The organism is Marinilabilia salmonicolor (assembly GCF_003003035.1).
Taxonomy (GTDB): Bacteria; Bacteroidota; Bacteroidia; order Bacteroidales; family Marinilabiliaceae; genus Marinilabilia; species Marinilabilia salmonicolor_A.
Genome location: NZ_PVTS01000018.1, coordinates 1 through 17,479, shown reverse-complemented (window position 1 = coordinate 17,479; position 17,479 = coordinate 1). Strand labels below are relative to the sequence as shown.

Genomic DNA, 17,479 nt, shown 5'->3' with positions numbered 1-17,479 from the left:
AAACTAAGTTATTGGCCTGATGGGACTCGCATTTAAGAACTTATACATATTCTTTTGAGGCAATCATTGCCATGCTCGTTTCATCAGTAAATAATTTGTTTAAGCTCTTGGTCTTATGGAACTCGTCCCGAACATTCGGGACGAGTTCCACCCGTGTAAAATTTATCGGAGCTGATGACTATTGTTGCAATAAATAGTCGAGTTCCTGCATCAAAGGCTGATTATCAACAAAGTCGTAAAGTGTATATTGGCGCATCTGATAATAACTTCTCCAATATTGGCGCAGAGAAGAAATATAATTTCGGCGGGCTGCATCCAGGGAGTTACGTGCAGAGTTGAGTTTTATCACATCCACTTTATCAATCAGGAAACGCTGCTTGGTAACATCATAACCCCGCTGAGCAATGGTATCAGCCTTAGCGGATATCTCCACCTGTTTTTCCTGCATGTTAAACTCCATTATCTGAATAAACAATTCCTGCTCAAAATCAATGCGTTCCTGTTTCACAGTAGCTTCTGTTACATCACGATTCGACCGGGCCATCTGAATCTGTCCTTTACGCAATCCCCAGTCGAGCAGCGGAATACTCAGGGATACCCTGAGCTGCTGCTGGTCAGCAAACGGAGAGCCATAGGCAACCCCCACCTCATCCGCATTTTTATTAATTCCAAAATTTGCCCGAACATTGGCATTAAGACCGCTCTCCGATCTGGCCCTGGCAATGGATTGTTCTGCTTCAAGCATCCGTTGTTGAAAATCCAGGATGTCAGGATTGTTCTCGATGGCCAATGTCATCGCCTTTTCAGGATCAATTTTCAACTCCGGAATTTCATCAGGAATTTCACATTCAATTACCACATTATCTTCCAATCCCAAAAAAGAACTTAGTTCAGCACGTGACTGTCTCAGATTAACCTTAGCCCGGGTCACCTCCATACTCGCATTCAGAAGGCTCAGTTCCAGATCAAGGAGTTCATCCTGGGTGACAGTTCCAATTTCAAAACGTCCCTTTCCGATATTGTAAAGAGTATCTGCATTGGAATAATTGGTTTCTGCTATTTTCAGATTAATTTCGGCTGTTACCTGACCAAAGAAATAATCCGTTGCCTGAATAGCCAGGCCTTCCAGCGATTGCAAATAATCCCTTTTGGCTTTTTCAAATTTCAGTGGCTCAATCCGCGATTCCCAGCGAAAACGATTGTAACCATTTAAAGGTTGAGAAAACCCGACACTCACCGGAACCGAGGCATATTGAATATCATCTTCGTCATCAAGATTCTGAGACCGTGACAAAGAAGAAGTAACATCAAAAACACCACCTGTAAACGGCACATTCTGACGCAACGAAAGAGAAGCATCAGAAGTAAAATAGGAACGTTGGCTGAAATACTCTGTTCCTGTTTCTGAATCAAATCTGTTTACCACCGAACGATCATAATCAACCGGAGTAGCCTCCAAACTGAGTATCGGAAGACGATCGGCTTTATAACTCCTGAATTCCCAATAGCGCGCCAGATACATATTCTTAGATCGGAAACTGTAAAGCGACTGTTCGTGTGCCAGATCAATCACATCATCAAGAGCCATGGGAAGTACCACTGCATCTTCCGGCACCGCTTCAACAAAATATTCTTGTTCCTGTGCTGAAACCAGAGTTCCCAGTCCAAATAAAAAGATGGTAGAAATGGAAAAGATAAAACGCATAATTTTTCAATAGTTCGTAAGATTATTAAATCATAACCGACAGGCATTCTTATTGTCTCAATGATTCCACCGGATCCTGTTCAGCAGCTCTTTTGGCAGGCAAATATCCAAAGACAATTCCCACAGTTGCAGAAACCCCGAAAGCTACCACCACCGAAAACAATGTCACAATGGTCTCAATATCGGCCATCACATGAATGGCATGCGCAAGCACCACCCCCAGCACCACTCCAATCATTCCTCCGGTGACACTGATGAGGGTAGATTCGGAAAGAAACTGTACGACAATGTCCTTTCGGGAGGCACCAATAGCCTGGCGGGTGCCGATTTCTCTGATTCGCTCCCACACCGATGCCAGCATAATGTTCATAATTCCGATACCTCCCACAATCAGAGAGATGCTGGCAATAGCCCCCAGAACAATATTGAAAATATCGTTGGTTTTCTGCTGTTGTTTAAGCAACAACTCAGGTACAGTGACCTCAAAATCATAGATATCAGAATGTCTGCGAAGCAACATACGTTTTATCACATCGGCCGAAGCGCTAAGCATCTCTGTCTCCTCCACCTGAACAATAATTTTATCCAACTGGTTGTCCAACTCAAAATCTTCTGATGCGGACTCCTCATTTCCTCCACCTCTTGAAGCTTGTTCCAATACCTGCGGATCGATACGGGCCCGGTCTTTAAAGCGACGCAACATCGTCTTAACCGGAATAATTATTTTATTATCTGTACTACTGATACCAAGTTCATCGGAAGCAGAAGCCGTGAAATCACGACGTTCTATGACGCCAATGACCTGCACCCAGGTTTCTCCACATTTGATATACTCCCCAATAGGATCTTTGGTGTTAAAAAACCTGTTGCGGATATTATCGCCAATGATGGCTACAGGTTTTCCACCTGCGGCCTGTTGCTCGCTAAAAACAGTTCCACGGGCAATATTGATATTCAACAGCTCAAAATATGCAGGAGAAACCCCTTCCAGAACCACCGGATAACTTTTACCCCCCAAAATGGCATGATAATTTATGGAAACCACAGGACTGATGGCCGAAACCGTAGGAATGGTTCTTTTTATAGACTCTGCATCCTGCAGGGTAAGTCCGGGAGAAAACCGGGTGGTGTTATCCCCTCCTCCCTCAGCATTGGCATCTATGGAAACTTCGGAGGGTGTGACAATAATATTATTTACACCAACAAGCTTAATCTGTTCCAGCACTTCCTGCTGAGCTCCCCGGCCAATGGCCAGCATACTGATAACTGCTGCCACACCGAACATTATACCCAATGCCGTCAAAAAAGACTTCAGTTTGTTGGCCAGAATAGCCTCAACAGCTATCAATACATCGTGAAAATATCTGGAAAACAAATACTTTAACCTTCTCATCAACGTCCCCTCCCTTCTGTTGGTCGTTCATTTCCGGGGCCAAATCCGGGGGGAGGTCCACGTCTTTCGGGCTTTTCTTCCTTTTGCTGATCAGCTCTTTCCTTTTCACGCTCAAGGGCCTCCTGCTTCAAACGTTCATAAATTTCCAACCCTTCAAAAGGCAATTCCTCCGCATCTGCAGGTAATGTCAGGGCAACTTCCATACCCTCGTCAAGCCCATGTTCTATCACCAGATAGTTGGCATTCTCACTTCCCGGATCAATTATTTGTTTTACCCAGTTGCTCCCATCCTGCCGAAAAACATATTGTAAGGAATCATTTCTGAAAACTCCTTCCAAAGGAATATACAATACTTCCGACAAAGAGTCGGTAGTGATGACATTACTGGTGGTCATGGCAGGGCGCAACTCAGGGTCAGTTTCATTCAGTTTTATAATTACCTCAAAAACCTTGGAATCACCATCAGGCAATACCTGACCAATATTGGCAACTGACATTACTTGTCCGTCGAAAGACTTAGCCGGAAATGCATCGATTCCGATAACTGCTTTCTGACCGGTTTTCACCCTGGAAATGTCTATCTCGTTGATATAGGTTTTGGATATCATGGAAGATAAATCGGGCAATTCAGCGATGGTAGGCATCCACCGGCTCACTGTAGAGCCTGCCTGAATTTTATTACCAAATCTGTCGTAGCTGTAAATAACCATTCCCGGTTTAGGGGCTTTAACTTCCAATGCATCAAAAAGCGCGTCTATCTCATCAATCCGCTCACGACTTTTCCGAACCTCTTCCCAGGCCCGGCCCACATCGTAACTGGCTTGTTGCTGCTTCAGATCATAATTCCGTATGGACTGTTGCATATCGCGCTCAGCACGCTCCAGATCGAGTCGTGCCTGACGCTGAACGGCCGGAGATTCATACACCGACTGTTCTACCACCAGCTTTTTCTCTTCCACAGAAACCTCTGCATCCAATAATCCGTCCCTAAGATTGCTCATATTGATATTTGTATCAATTTTGGCATCCTCGTAGCTCTCCATCGCCTTTTCCAACTCCTCTTTTGCTTCTGTCATCAGCTCCTCCACAGCACTGTGGTCAAGTGATGCCACAAATTCTCCGGAGTCAACAACCGTTCCCTCTTCAACAATATCGGTTACCTGGATCTCATAAATACCCAACCGTCTGCCCGACAATGCCGACGGCACCTCAATGGAGGTGGCATTTTCAGCTTGCAACTGGCCGGTTGAAATCACTTCAGCCACGAAGGCTCCTTTTTGCACAGGAACAGTGATCATTACATTGTCGGATACCACCGATCGCCCCATAGACCATATTAGAAGAACAGCAACAATAATTATGGCGGGAACATAATAAACAGGTCGTAAAAAACGCTTCATATGATTGTAAAAAAAAATTTCAGAAGTAATTTGTTTCAAGTCAAACCGGATAATATGACAGACCTCAGCTTTGATGGTTTAACTCACTCAATGTTTTATCTAACATAAAAACAAACCAAAACTACAAAAAAGCCGCCGAAAACAGGTATCTCCGGCGGCTAAATAATTTCAAAAACAGTAAAATCTAATTCCCAAAAATCAGATAAAAGATTTCATTACATCCATCATAGATTCTGCAAGCGACCTGGCTTGTTCCACTGAACCGGCTTCGGAATAAATCCGAACGATAGGCTCGGTATTGGATTTTCTCAGATGAACCCAGGAATCAGCAAAATCAATCTTAACTCCGTCCACAGTACTTACCTGTTCATCTTTATAATGTTCCTGCACCTTCAACAACAGTGCATCCACATCCACTTCCGGCGTCAGTTCCAGCTTATTTTTCGACATAAAATAGGCGGGATACTCTTTTCGTAACTCAGAGGTTTTTTTCCCTTTTTTGGCCAGGTGGGTCAGAAACAAAGCGATACCTACTAAGGCATCACGGCCGAAATGACTGGCAGGATAAATCACACCTCCGTTGCCTTCGCCGCCAATCACCGCACCAGTTTCCTTCATTTTGGCCACTACATTCACTTCTCCCACAGCAGAGGCATTATACTCCCCTCCATGCTGTTTGGTAACATCACTCAAAGCACGCGTGGAACTGAGGTTTGACACAGTATTTCCAGGGGTTTTACTCAAAATATAATCAGAAACGGCCACCAGCGTATATTCCTCACCAAACATACTGCCATCCTCATTAATTATGGCCAGACGATCCACATCAGGATCCACCACAAACCCTACATCAGCTCCTTCTTTACGAATCAATTCTGAAATCTCGGTCAGATGTTCGGGTAAAGGCTCAGGGTTATGGGGAAATTGTCCATTAGGTTCACAGTATAATTCCAGAACTTCTTTTACGCCTAAGGCTTTCAACAATGGTGGCAATGCAACACCCCCCACCGAATTCACACAATCTATCGCCACTTTGAAACCAGCCTTTTTGATGGCCTCCACATCCACCAGGTCCAGCGCCAGCACTTCATCAATATGACGAGAGGTGTAATCATCTTTTTCCGTAATTGTTCCCAGCTCATCCACATCGGCATAGTTAAAGCTTTCAGCTTCCGCAACAGTCAGCACTTCAGCACCGTCATCAGCAGTAAGAAACTCTCCTTTATGATTCAGCAATTTCAGGGCATTCCATTGTTTGGGATTATGGCTGGCGGTAAGAATAATCCCTCCGTCGGCCTCCTCCTTCACCACTGCAATCTCGGTAGTAGGTGTGGTGGCCAGTCCAATATGAATAACGTCAATTCCCATTCCCTGAAGTGTCCCGGCAACCAGATTTTTCACCATGGGCCCCGAAATCCGGGCATCACGGCCAAGCACTACCCTGTATTTATCTTTTTTTGATTGTTTTTTCACCCAAACGCCGTAAGCTGATGTAAAACGAACCACATCCACAGGACTCAACCCTTCCCCGGGCTTTCCTCCAATAGTTCCTCTGATTCCTGATATTGATTTAATTAATGTCATAATGATTGGTTTTGTTAATACAAATGCAAAATTGCAGAATATAAACCTGTTTTGCAATGTAAACCGATTTTTAGAAGTTAGTAATTTAACTACATAAAGAGACTTAAGGTAAAAAGAAAAGGCTAACCCATTTATGTCATATAAGCATTTTAGTTTTACCTGCGAATAATTGAATAGCCAAATAATCAAGCACAAACAGCAAATTGCCTACATTACAAAGACCAATTAGCAGGGAAAAACTATACCTAATAAATTCACTAAAAAACCTGAATTATTTTTTGGTTATTAAAACATTAATTTACATTTGCACTTAAAAACTAAACTCTATACCCCATGAGAACATTTTCAATAAAAACTCGCCACTTCCTACATTCTATTTTCCTTCCGATTTTGAAAGAGATAATTAAAACTACTTCGGTAATTCAGATTTAACCGAAAGCCTTTTATTTTTTTCCCTAAAAGTCACCCCTTAAACCAATGCCTATGTAAAATCAAAATTCCCTTTAATTTTCTCAGAAAAATAGTACGAGAAAGTTATCCTTTCAAAAAATCTTTCTTTTAAAGTTATTTAAACTTAATCACAACCAAAAGACTTAACAAAATGACTTACAAGAACTTACCCTCCCCTGTTGATTTTATTATTCTTCTTCTCCTGTGAAAACCCTCAAATTGAAGAACCCTTAAAAGATTCTCAAGATACAGGTATTGCAACTTTTAACAACATGCTTTCTTTTGAAGATCAAAGCCAATTTGACAACACCATAAACGGTCAAAATATTAATTTAACCTCAGTTTCTGGTTTTGCCCCTCTTTCCGGTAATCTAAAAAGCAGCTCTGATTCAGAATTTGAGGATACGCTTGTTGTAAGTGAACGACTTAGCAAACTTCTCAATATAAACAGGGAGGTTAAAGTTGGCAATACGGTTTACAGGGTAACTCCTAACGGAACATTTTTTGCTGATGCAGAAAACTATGATTTACTGGTTGAAGTAGCCACTGAAGAATTTAATCCTGATGATTACATTGGTCAAAATAACATATCAGGCTTAAAAATAGCAGCACCTCAGCACTATCTCCGAAGAGATGATGACAGGATTGGGGTATATGATACTTATGGTGCTATTGGAGGCGGAGGTAGCAGCTCTTCAAGCTCAACTCCTGTATTAGAAGAAGAAGACTTTAAAGTATCAGGTTGCCTGGGGACTAGAGTTGGAAAGCTTTGGGATTCAATCTGGGGCTTCTCCAAAAGCATTCGAAATTATTATGATTCTAAGTATCGGATGGATGCGAAGTTTTATTCCCTGGATTTTGGTATGTATTCAGAAGCAGGAATAAAAACCAAAACCCAAAAAAAAGGATGGACAGGGATTTGGCATAAAAAAGAGGTCGATGAAATAAGATGTGGATTTGAAGTGCTGATATTGAAAGAAGAGTGGCCTACAGACCTCATACCACCAATTGAAGATCCAACCCAAAGACAAAATTTACCCAACAGCATGGGCAGTATTTCTCCTTTGAAAGAAACATTAACAGAATTTAAGAATGGTGATCCCCTGTGGACTTTTAATTTTTGGGGACACAACATTTCTGACAAAGAGCTTGCTCCGACAGCTATAGCGGCATTAAAACTCGGAATAGAAAAAGCCAACGAAAAATGGAATTTGGAACCAGATGCTAAAAAAGATTCTTATGCAGTTAGATTGTTCCAATTCAATAAGGATAGAAGAACAACTTACCTAATTGCACGGAATATGGAAATTTCCTCCAAGAATGATGATAAAGTAACCTATATCTTCAAAAAAGATTTTGGTGGAGTAATTGGATACTCAACCTCCGTTAGCAACCCCGTTTTTAAAATTAGCAACTTTAGCCTAAATGGAGCTGCTCCTAAATACACATATGAAAAAGGCACAAAGCTTTATGGTGCGGCTAGAAAAGGGAAAGAATGGAGAGCCGTCCGTTTTGAATTCTAAATTTTAAAAATATGAGAACACTATTTTTTATCGCAGCATTACTTTTTTCACTTAATCTTTTCAGCCAGGACAACACCCCCCACCGAAAAGGATTAACTTTTAAAATAGGCCCCCGATATTTGGGATGGACGGATGTTTCAATTCCTAACCCGGAGGAATATGGTGAAGAGATTACATTTTCAGAGGATGGACAATATGGAAAAAGTCTGAGGCTATATGCCGGATACTTTTTATCCCCACAGTTAAGCTTAAATCTCGGATTTGGTCTTGACAGATATGAAGGATATAGTGCCAACACTGCTCCTCTGGTAGTGCAGGGGAATTATTATTTGTCACCCGGCAAAAACAGCTTCTTTGCTTCAGCTGAAGTAGGGACACAGATTGCTTTCTCCGAAAACCTTGATAAAGGTTATGTATTTGCATTATCTCTTGGAAGAGAAATTGCATTCTCGGACAAAACCGGATTAAACGTTTATTTGGGGTATAATTTTCAGCAATCACGCTATGAGCATGAAAATAAACACCCTGACGTTATTTATCTGAATAAGCTCAACCGAAAAAGCTTTATTATTGGGGTTGACTTTGTAGTCTTTTAAATAGCATCTTATTTTAATACAAGAGCCAGGGATTTACTTTCACACAAAGTAAGTCCCTGTTTCTTTTATACACAGGTGAATGTCATCTGCATTAATTCCATTTTGGAAGCATCCTTATTATATAAATTACCATCTCTGCATTCATTTACGGAGAATATCATTACTAAACCATATCCTTCACATTACATCCTGAAAAGCATTCTGGAAAAATGTTAATTTTATTTTGATATTATTTCCCAATCATCCATCCTTGTTTTCTTTTTCAATTATTTTCAACAACCTTGTTTTAGATTGTAAAAAAGAAGGCTTATAATGTCCTTGATTTTTAAAATAAGTTAGACTGTACTTATCAATATTATAAAAAACAATTCCGCATGCATCACTGATCTCATTATCAAGCGAATTGTCTATTTCATGAAATATTTTATTTATATTCAGTTCCCGGCTAAACGAATAAATAAACTCATTCAATAACGCTGGGGTTAGTTTTAATCTTGATACTTTCCGTTTTAATCTCTGAACTAAATACAATTGATATACTTTATCAGAGATTATTACGAAGAATAACAATGATAATAAAAACCAAATCCTGTTCGGAAAAAAGTCAAAATTCATTTTATTATATTATATTTTTTCTTAGTACATGACAAAACAGTTAAATAATTGAAAATCAATGAAATAACAGTCTAAAATTTGGTTAAAGCCTTGATGTTCAGTATGTTACAAAAGATTTCTCACGTCTAATGTACTATACATGAATACCAAGGTAGATAACAAATATAGCGATTTAATTGACTCATTTAAAACTATTACTGGATGGCACAAGGCTCGCGTAAAGTGCATAGTATCAATAATATGTGCAATGTGTAAATTGCAAACAGTTTCTTTCGTAAAACTGGCACAAGGCTTTGAAGGTCTAACCCAATATGAATCAAATCATCGGCGGATTCAACGGTTTTTTGCCGAGTTTGTTATTGACCGTTATTTACTGGCCAGGTTGATATTTTCGTTATTGCCCCATAAACCACCCTATAAGTTGAGCTTGGACAGGACTAATTGGAAATTTGGCAAAACAGATATCAACATATTGATGCTAAATGTATGTTACAAAGGTGTAGCATTGCCACTTCTATGGAAAATGCTTCCTAAAAGAGGCAATTCCAATGCAGAAGAGCGAAAAGAGCTTCTCAATGAGTATATTGAACTGTTTGGTGTCAGCTCTATATCGAGCTTTTTAGCTGATAGAGAATTCATTGGAGAGTCGTGGCTTGATGAGCTCATTAGACATAAGGTGCCATTTTTTATTCGTATTAAAGAGAATATGATAGTGAAGGTGCCTGGTAAAGGAATCAAAAAGACTTTTTGGCTCTTTAATCATTTAAGAACAGGTCAATACCATCATATTGAAGGTCTTGTTTACTTGGGAAAGAATCTTGTTTATTTATCTGGAATAAAAACGTTTAATCCACCAGCAACCGGAAGAGTTGATTTTGTTATTATTGCGGCATTTAACAAACAAGACCAGGCACTTATTGACTATAAGGAAAGATGGCAAATTGAGACCATGTTTAAAGCAATGAAATCAAGCGGGTTCAATTTAGAAGACACACATTTAAACAATTTAGACAGACTTACAACATTGATAGCTGTTGTAGCAATTGCATTTGTCTGGGCTTATTTAGCAGGCATTGATAAACACGAAAATATAAGCCCTATCAAAGTCAAAAAGCATGGAAGAAGAGCCTATAGTTTCTTTAAATATGGTCTTATTAGAATTGCCCATGCCATGATGAATACTCTAAATATCGAGGAGTTTAAAGATTGTATTAAAGTTTTGTCATGTACTTAGATGTACTTAGTAAAATTTCATGAATGATTTTATCATAATATTTTCTATCACAGACTAAGGTGTCTTAATTATTTCATATTTAGCATACCATTTTAATCTTCTTTCAATACCTCTTGATTTATTTCTATTAACCGCACTTTCAATTGCACTAAACACTCCATTAATATTTTTATCAGGACGCAATATAGATAAATAGGGAGCATGGTCTGTCAATTCTCAAATTATCAGGCTTATGATAATACGGTTTCCCCAAATCGTCAGGATTAAAGGAGCGCGACGGAAGCTGAAGTGGACAAAACATTTCTTTTAAAATTGTCTTTCGCCCCCAAAACAAACCTTAAATATCAATAGATCTGGTAATAAAGCCATGGTAAGCCTGCCAGTAACATCAATGAAATGAATGCATATAAAGCGACATAAAGCCTCATTTGCTTTACTTTATTTTTCGGTAAATCCATGAATTCACATAATACTTTATCACGACGCCCTTTAGATATTAACAAGAAAAAATTCATTAAACATAAAAGAATCATCAGTGGAATCGTTATCAAAAGTAATTCCTGTTTATTTATTCCAGTGCTTAGCATTGGGCCACCAATCCAAAGTGCTAAATTTAAATGAATACCGACAATATTAGCCCCAAAATAAATTGATAATTCTATTAAACTACTAAAAGTAGCTAACGAGGCATCTTTATCCTTTTTATACCAACGGGAATATATAATAAAAAATAAATATCTATAAATTCGCATTTTAAATCTATTTTAGAAGAACCTCAAATCCGCAGCTATTAATGTTAAAAAATCGGGAAGCCCAGTAAAAATAGTATCTACAAGGCTTGCCCGATTAAATATTTTTCACTTATTTAGGTGAAAAACATCGTCGCGGATGAAAATTACATATTCTACTTCGAAAATCAATTCATTTGGCGGAATAAATTTCGCAAATTCAATAATAGTTAATAAAGGTATCTGCTCAACAATCGACCAACTGCTTGGTAGCCGGGGCATTAGGGCTGAATATAGCTACAGCGACCTTATCAGGTCATATTTACTGATGGCCCTTTGTGGTGGCGAATGTGCCGAGGACATTACCGAACACCTTCGGGGGGAGCTTGGGCAAGTGAAAGATTTTAATGTTTGCTCTGCCGACACATTGCTCAGGATGCAAAAGGAACTGTCCACTTAAAAAGAAACATTTATATCCGATACCGGCATATCACATGAATTCAATATCAACACATCAATGAACAACTTGATGGTGAAGCTTTTAGTGGACACAGGGCAGTTGGACCCCGGCAATAACGGGTATGTGTTCGATTACGACAACCAGTTTATACCTACAGAAAAATAAGATTCGAAACGTAGTTACAAAAAGGCCGATGGCTATTTTCCCGGTATTGCTTCAATAAGCAACTACCCTGTGTACATCGAAAACCGTAACGGCAACAGTAATGTTAAGTACAGGCAGGACGAAACATTATCACGGGCGTATAATTTATTGGCCGGGCACGGCATAAAGGTGAAACACAGCCGTATGGACTGTGGATCGTTCGACCAAACGGCCATCCCCGTAGTGGAAGCCAACAGCGAATTTTTTTACATAAGGGCACAACGGTGCGCAAACCTTTTAGCCCAAATAAAGGACATAAGCAACTGGAAAACAGTGACCATTTGGTTTAAAGAATACCAGGTTGCCTCTATTCAACATGCCCCGTTTGGCTGGGATAAAACATACCGGTACGTGGTGTCAAAAGAGGAAAACACCGACGGGCAGGGGGATTTGTTTACTGGTGACAGCTTTACGTACCGGGCCATAATGACCAATAATACAGAAATGTCCGACCTTGAAGTAATCGAATTCTATAACGACAGGGGTGACAGCGAACGCCTGTTCGATGAGATGAACAATGATTTTTTGTGGAAGAAAATGCCCTTTTCGTTTTTGCACGAAAACACCGTGTTCATGGTAATGATGGCCATCTGCCGAAACCTGTTCCATTATCTGACTGAATTTATTAGCCGGAAGTTAGATTTTATAAAACCGGCATTCAGGTTGAAGAAATTTATTTTTCGTTTTATGGTAGTCCCATCAAAATGGATAAAGCAAGGCAGGCAACACATACTAAAACTATTTACTGCCAAAAAATACCATCTGTTATAAGAATAAGAAGACATAAACAGGTGGCAACCATGGGATTGGCGTGCTTACAATCAAATCCTAACACGCTGTATATCTGCATGTTGAATATATAGGCAGCACACAACATGAACAAGGGTAAAAAAAAAGTGGTCGAGCCAGGAAAAAATTAAAAAATGTACAGGTATTTTGGCTAAATAATTGAAGAAAACCTCAATTAATAGGTGAGAAATCCCCTATTCAAAGCTAAAAATGATTATTTTTCAAACAAAATTATTTAGTGCGGATTTGAGGTAATTTTTAATTTCTTGTTCATGTTATATCTATTTTGCCAACACATTTGTATTGCTACTGCAATCATGGCGACACTGAGACGTCATGAGTATATCAGATAAACACTTTAATGCTTCTGACATACGATTTAACCTTGTATTGAAAGCGACATACGAAGGAAGCTTTGGGAACCATGAATGCAAATAGTCTTTTGCAAATTGATGAATATGTTTATTTTAAACCGCTGTTCTGAATGCATAACAAATAAATAAATCGTAATTATTTCCTGATCAGTGAATTCTGGTCTGTTGTTATTCAAGAAACGCTGGCATACAAACTTTAATATGGATTCATATAACTCACACATATACAAACATATAGCCGTTAGTTGTAAGGTTTTTTCCCTGGGAATCATATCTAAAAGATTGAGTGGTATTAATCTATTAAGATACTGTTTTCAGGGATTTAACCTAATTTTTAAACATATATTTCATTGATTTTTAAATATTTACAAACAACAAATTGGGATCTTCTCAACCCTTAATTCGCATTATTAACTAAAATAAATGTTACTCTATTTACAACCTAACCAGTATTTAACATACTCAAGTTTCGCACATTCTTTTAAGTTTTTTAGCGTCAGCGATGTACGTTAGCTGATGATTTTATAAATCTCTTTAATACAATGCTTTATGTTTTCCATTTTCGTCATGCGGCATTTTCCATCTCACTTGACTTACTTCCTAACATATGGTTGACCATTTGGTTTACCTTTTCATTTTGGAAGATTTTTTCCAGCAGTTCCTGTTCATCAATATCTTCAAACAGAACTACAACTATTTGCATCAATTCAATGAACAGCCCCCATAAACGTTGGTCGAGACGCTGTTTGACGGCAGCTTCTTTTACATTGGAAAACAGACCAACCATTGATTCATAGTGTTCGACCCTATACCTCGTGGTCAACAATATGTGCTGGATCATAGTAATGGTTGTATCGGCAATCTGAGCATCAAAGCTGTTGGACTGGCACCGACCCACTCCCAATAATTGCTTTCCCTCCTTAAAGGCCACCTCTATAGTCCAGCGTATCTGGTAGATTTCGATCATCTTGATAAACGATAACTTTATGTCGGTACATAGGAATACTTTCCATTTTCCGTTTTTGCCCTGCTTGCTAAAGAACAACTTAATTGGCTTTCCCTTGAAGGAGACCAGTGCTTCAGTATAGTAGAAGCCAAGTTTACGGCATCGCTTTGGCTTCCCTTTTAGGTTCCGTATTTGTTTATGCGTGTACAATTCGTCTTTATATAGAAACTTGTTTTTTGCAATCTTGTACATACCTATTAAATGTACTGTATGCTTTTTAACTGATAGCACTGAATCTACAAAGGCATCACAGGTAAACCAACTATCCATTAAAACATAATCGACCCTAAAACCTTGGGATACTGCCCTTCGAAACATTTTTATGGCACTGTCTATTTTTGACATATCAGCCTCCCTTGCTCGCTCGTCAGAAAAAGAACCTCTTTGCCTTTTTGCTTTGTGCTGCTTCTATAACTCCTTCGTTTTAAAGCCAAAGGGCTTCTCTTTGTTTTGTCCACGTTTACGGTGTATTGAGAAATCCATAGGGATAAATGAAACCCCGTCCCAATAACCCATTAAAAGCAGCTTAAAACCAATAACGGACCGCTGTGTGACGTGGTCGAATACCCTCGAGACTTTTTCAATGTTCTTGCCCGTTTTTGTAAGAATGATATCATCAAAAATCATACTCTTCGGCCTATCGGAGCTTTATAAATAATTGTCTATCAAGGCTTTGTGCTTGGTGGCGAATAACCACAACAACATTCGCCAACATATTGATTGATTATTCTTTATGCGATAAAATGTATCTTTCCCTGCTGCAATCTGGTGTTGTATGCAACCATTCAACATACAATTGACCGTTTTAGCATCAAGAAATGGCATCGAGAGAAGGATAGTCATGATCCACTCAAAACCATAACCTTTTATCTTAACTTCTGAAACAACTTTACAGAGGTTCGAAAATGTGAAACATTTCAAAGAACTGGAAATAAAATCGGGTTCGAGCCACCTATGGGTAAAACCGTTTTTTAATTCTGAAATCTTATTAATATCTTTACAGCGCAGCATGGTATTCTTGCTTGGAAACTTCGCTAATTATACTAATAATTAAGTATTTAGTCAAATGTCCATGCTGCTTTTTTTATTCTTTTCTCTTAATTTTCAACTATTTATCAAACTGCGAAACTTAAGTAACATATTATTAGAATAATCCCCGCTCCTATCAATATATCTCCAAACTCTCCAGAAAACTGGCCAAAAGAATCATTTTTACCTGGAACATCATTATTCCATAAGGCTTTAAAAGACACACTTTCCCTTTTCCCTAAAAAATTATAAATATTGAAAATCACCCACTTGATTGAAACACCAAATAATTTAAAAAGTATAGCTCCATAAAACATATGAAAATTATTTATTCGTAACTATAAAAAAACATTGAACCTGCACTGATCTTTCCCCAATCTCTGTTGAAAGAATTATTGAATCTTATTGTGTTGTTAAAATTACGGATTTGTCGACCGCCATATTTTGCAGAATTTACACCTGTTCCTTTAAAAACACTATTAAATTTAGAAACATTTAATACTTTCTTTGAAATTCCAAGGCTTTTCCCAATTGTTGAAAACGGCACAAAATTCGAAATAGTATTAATTCCTGAATTAACAATTTCATTACCAATTATAAGTTCACCATTTAAATGTAATGCATTTGGGTGTCCAACAGTCAAACACTGGGCTGTAATATATAAATCATCAATAACACCATAAATTATTTGACCAACGACAGAGCAACCTAACCCTGATTCTAAAAATTTATCAATCACTCCAGGTTCATAAGGCCGAATTTCGCCAGGAGAATATGAAGGTAATTCTTCATCCGAAATTAAATACCTATTTTGATTTTCTAATATAACTTGCCTTACCTCATCCATCCTCGGCAACTCCAACTCCTCCCCGGCAAAAATCCGGTCACCTCGTCTCTCCCCCTCCCAATCAATCCCAGCATTTGCATCCTTAATAGACTGAATTGAAATACCAAATTTAGCAGAAATCGAAGTAAGCGTATCCCCTGCTTTTACTTTATAGATGTGCTTTACACTCATCAAACGCATCTTCGGCGATGTATCAAGATACTGAACAAAACCGTTTTGAAAAAAGCTTTGGTCATCGTGAACTCTTCCGGGAGGATTGTATTTCTGAAAGTGTACCGGGGGGATGGTAAAATTACTTGTGTACGCGTATCCCAATCCTTCCACAAATCCATCGTAGCGCATTCCATGGTGCAGACATATTTCAAAGTCTTTTCCACTTATATAAACATCGTTGTAATGTGGCATAGTATTAAAAGTTTACCCAATGGTTATCAAAACTTCTTCCGTTAATCATCACTTCCTCGGGTGATATGGTCAATGTTGTTGAAACGCCACCGCCAATCGAGTTGATTGAACGATTAAAATTAAGACAGTAAGCGTTGAAAAACTCAATTTTCATAGGTGAACTGCCGCTTTCTATCCGAAAATCAACTTTCCCATCTTTGGTGCTTGACCGCATGGCCCAATTGTAAAGACTTTCCGGCAATGTTTGATTTAATGTCATCGTCATCTGGCCGCCCCGTACATGGTCTTGAGGTTCTCCTTTGCCATCAACTCCCTGAAAAAACGAAATATCGAATTGAGAAACTTCATACTCTTCTCCGTCCAAAGTAAACCATACGGTAACTTTGCTATCAACTTGTGGTAAATTATACATGATTCAATTATTTAGTGCTTGCCCGAAAAAATCCAATTTCTGCGTTACGCCCTTTCTAAAAACAGTTATTTACGAAGTAAACTCCTTCATTTTCAAAAAGGACAAGCCTTGAACTTGAACTTTTCGAATCAAGCATTCAGAAAAAACTTAGTTTTTTGGCTGGCACTATTTAATATTAACCCATCTTTTTTCAATTGAAATATTTCCAACAGAAATTTTTCTAACATCAACCTGAATAGTAGTGGATACATACCCGTTTCCACTTTGTTGATATTCCACTTTCATACTGGTGCACACCCCTTTCTCAAAATAGACCTTTTCCAGCGGGACGTCATTCGAATCGCAAATTACAATGGCGCCATCTTCAACTTTGCCGGATTTCAGCATCCATGCAACAATTTCTTGTGGGGGGACATTGGGATATACCATATTTATAGTACCTCCCCGAACTTCCGACTGGGCTTTGCCGTTGGGGTCGGCTCCCTGTGCAAACCCATACTCGCATGAGAGCAGTTCGTAGCTGTCGCGATAGAGGCCGTTGATGCTACTGTCTTCGAGTGGCCCTATACGTAAAAAACATTTGTGTCCAAACATATCTTTTAAATTATTTTTTTTAGAATTTTATTAATAATGCGAATTAAGGGTTAAATTATCAATCCAATAAAAGCTGCTGCCAGTTTTCCAAACACATGAACCAGCAGTCCATTAGTAGACCTGACATTTGA

14 protein-coding genes and 1 pseudogene are annotated in these 17,479 nt (G+C 38.8%); 5 read left to right on the top strand and 10 right to left on the bottom strand.

Features of this window, described 5'->3' with window-relative positions:
- Window positions 1-178: 178 nt before the first annotated feature.
- The 4 genes from BY457_RS15560 to glmM form a co-directional block, all read right to left on the bottom strand.
- Window positions 179-1,705 (bottom strand): TolC family protein, encoded by a 1,527-nt coding sequence (locus BY457_RS15560; protein ID WP_106154254.1) that lies wholly within the window; start codon window positions 1,703-1,705, stop codon window positions 179-181.
- A 49-nt stretch (window positions 1,706-1,754) separates the two neighbouring features.
- The gene (locus BY457_RS15555; protein WP_106154253.1) at window positions 1,755-3,098 is read right to left on the bottom strand and encodes an ABC transporter permease; all 1,344 of its coding nucleotides are present in this window, start codon (window positions 3,096-3,098) and stop codon (window positions 1,755-1,757) included.
- Entirely contained in the window at window positions 3,098-4,498 is a 1,401-nt protein-coding gene (locus tag BY457_RS15550; RefSeq protein ID WP_106154252.1) for an efflux RND transporter periplasmic adaptor subunit, read from the bottom strand. The genes BY457_RS15555 and BY457_RS15550 overlap by 1 nt, the downstream gene beginning before the upstream one ends.
- Window positions 4,499-4,696: 198 nt before the next feature.
- On the bottom strand, window positions 4,697-6,082 hold the full coding sequence (gene glmM / locus BY457_RS15545) for a phosphoglucosamine mutase (protein ID WP_106154251.1): 1,386 nt from the start codon (window positions 6,080-6,082) through the stop codon (window positions 4,697-4,699).
- A 629-nt stretch (window positions 6,083-6,711) separates the two neighbouring features.
- Here glmM and BY457_RS15540 point away from each other — a divergent pair.
- The 3 genes from BY457_RS15540 (at window position 6,712) to BY457_RS15525 (ending at window position 10,500) form a co-directional block, all read left to right on the top strand.
- A complete protein-coding gene (locus tag BY457_RS15540) occupies window positions 6,712-8,055 on the top strand; it encodes a hypothetical protein (RefSeq protein WP_258176763.1) in 1,344 nt (447 codons plus the stop codon).
- An 11-nt stretch (window positions 8,056-8,066) separates the two neighbouring features.
- Window positions 8,067-8,651 (top strand): hypothetical protein, encoded by a 585-nt coding sequence (locus BY457_RS15535; protein WP_106154250.1) that lies wholly within the window; start codon window positions 8,067-8,069, stop codon window positions 8,649-8,651.
- Between the two features lie 754 nt (window positions 8,652-9,405).
- Window positions 9,406-10,500: an IS4 family transposase gene (locus BY457_RS15525; protein ID WP_106154248.1), complete on the top strand. Its 1,095-nt coding sequence runs from the start codon at window positions 9,406-9,408 to the stop codon at window positions 10,498-10,500.
- Between the two features lie 344 nt (window positions 10,501-10,844).
- Here BY457_RS15525 and BY457_RS15520 read toward each other — a convergent pair whose 3' ends face one another.
- Complete coding sequence (locus BY457_RS15520; RefSeq protein WP_106154247.1) at window positions 10,845-11,252, bottom strand: hypothetical protein; 408 nt, start codon at window positions 11,250-11,252, stop codon at window positions 10,845-10,847.
- Between the two features lie 136 nt (window positions 11,253-11,388).
- On the opposite strand from BY457_RS15520, the gene BY457_RS19160 reads away from it, so the two are divergent.
- Together BY457_RS19160 and BY457_RS19155 are read left to right on the top strand one after the other, a co-directional pair.
- Entirely contained in the window at window positions 11,389-11,688 is a 300-nt protein-coding gene (locus BY457_RS19160; protein ID WP_106154246.1) for a hypothetical protein, read from the top strand.
- Window positions 11,689-11,877: 189 nt separating this feature from the next.
- Window positions 11,878-12,663, top strand: a pseudogene (locus BY457_RS19155) (transposase); the annotation flags it as partial.
- Window positions 12,664-13,620: 957 nt separating this feature from the next.
- On the opposite strand, the gene BY457_RS15505 reads toward BY457_RS19155, so the two are convergent.
- The 5 genes from BY457_RS15505 to tssD (BY457_RS15475) all read right to left on the bottom strand — a co-directional run bounded on the left by BY457_RS15505 (window position 13,621) and on the right by tssD (BY457_RS15475) (window position 17,348).
- Window positions 13,621-14,406 (bottom strand): transposase, encoded by a 786-nt coding sequence (locus BY457_RS15505; protein ID WP_106154244.1) that lies wholly within the window; start codon window positions 14,404-14,406, stop codon window positions 13,621-13,623.
- Between the two features lie 770 nt (window positions 14,407-15,176).
- Complete coding sequence (locus BY457_RS15490; RefSeq protein WP_106154241.1) at window positions 15,177-15,407, bottom strand: hypothetical protein; 231 nt, start codon at window positions 15,405-15,407, stop codon at window positions 15,177-15,179.
- 11 nt (window positions 15,408-15,418) lie between these two features.
- Complete coding sequence (locus BY457_RS15485) at window positions 15,419-16,342, bottom strand: LysM peptidoglycan-binding domain-containing protein (protein ID WP_106154240.1); 924 nt, start codon at window positions 16,340-16,342, stop codon at window positions 15,419-15,421.
- A gap of 4 nt (window positions 16,343-16,346) precedes the next feature.
- Window positions 16,347-16,754: a type VI secretion system tube protein TssD gene (gene tssD, locus BY457_RS15480; protein ID WP_106154239.1), complete on the bottom strand. Its 408-nt coding sequence runs from the start codon at window positions 16,752-16,754 to the stop codon at window positions 16,347-16,349.
- 165 nt (window positions 16,755-16,919) lie between these two features.
- A complete protein-coding gene (gene tssD / locus BY457_RS15475; protein ID WP_106154238.1) occupies window positions 16,920-17,348 on the bottom strand; it encodes a type VI secretion system tube protein TssD in 429 nt (142 codons plus the stop codon).
- Window positions 17,349-17,479 lie beyond the last annotated feature (131 nt).

Excerpts from the sequence above, each read along its gene's own strand:
- BY457_RS15560 (WP_106154254.1), bottom strand. The coding sequence starts at position 1,705 with ATGCGTTTTATCTTTTCCATTTCTACCATCTTTTTATTTGGACTGGGA.
- BY457_RS15555 (WP_106154253.1), bottom strand. The coding sequence starts at position 3,098 with ATGAGAAGGTTAAAGTATTTGTTTTCCAGATATTTTCACGATGTATTG.
- BY457_RS15550 (WP_106154252.1), bottom strand. The coding sequence starts at position 4,498 with ATGAAGCGTTTTTTACGACCTGTTTATTATGTTCCCGCCATAATTATT.
- glmM (WP_106154251.1), bottom strand. The coding sequence starts at position 6,082 with ATGACATTAATTAAATCAATATCAGGAATCAGAGGAACTATTGGAGGA.
- BY457_RS15535 (WP_106154250.1), top strand. The coding sequence starts at position 8,067 with ATGAGAACACTATTTTTTATCGCAGCATTACTTTTTTCACTTAATCTT.
- BY457_RS15525 (WP_106154248.1), top strand. The coding sequence starts at position 9,406 with ATGAATACCAAGGTAGATAACAAATATAGCGATTTAATTGACTCATTT.
- BY457_RS15520 (WP_106154247.1), bottom strand. The coding sequence starts at position 11,252 with ATGCGAATTTATAGATATTTATTTTTTATTATATATTCCCGTTGGTAT.
- BY457_RS19160 (WP_106154246.1), top strand. The coding sequence starts at position 11,389 with ATGAAAATTACATATTCTACTTCGAAAATCAATTCATTTGGCGGAATA.
- BY457_RS15505 (WP_106154244.1), bottom strand. The coding sequence starts at position 14,406 with ATGTCAAAAATAGACAGTGCCATAAAAATGTTTCGAAGGGCAGTATCC.
- BY457_RS15490 (WP_106154241.1), bottom strand. The coding sequence starts at position 15,407 with ATGTTTTATGGAGCTATACTTTTTAAATTATTTGGTGTTTCAATCAAG.
- BY457_RS15485 (WP_106154240.1), bottom strand. The coding sequence starts at position 16,342 with ATGCCACATTACAACGATGTTTATATAAGTGGAAAAGACTTTGAAATA.
- tssD (WP_106154239.1), bottom strand. The coding sequence starts at position 16,754 with ATGTATAATTTACCACAAGTTGATAGCAAAGTTACCGTATGGTTTACT.
- tssD (WP_106154238.1), bottom strand. The coding sequence starts at position 17,348 with ATGTTTGGACACAAATGTTTTTTACGTATAGGGCCACTCGAAGACAGT.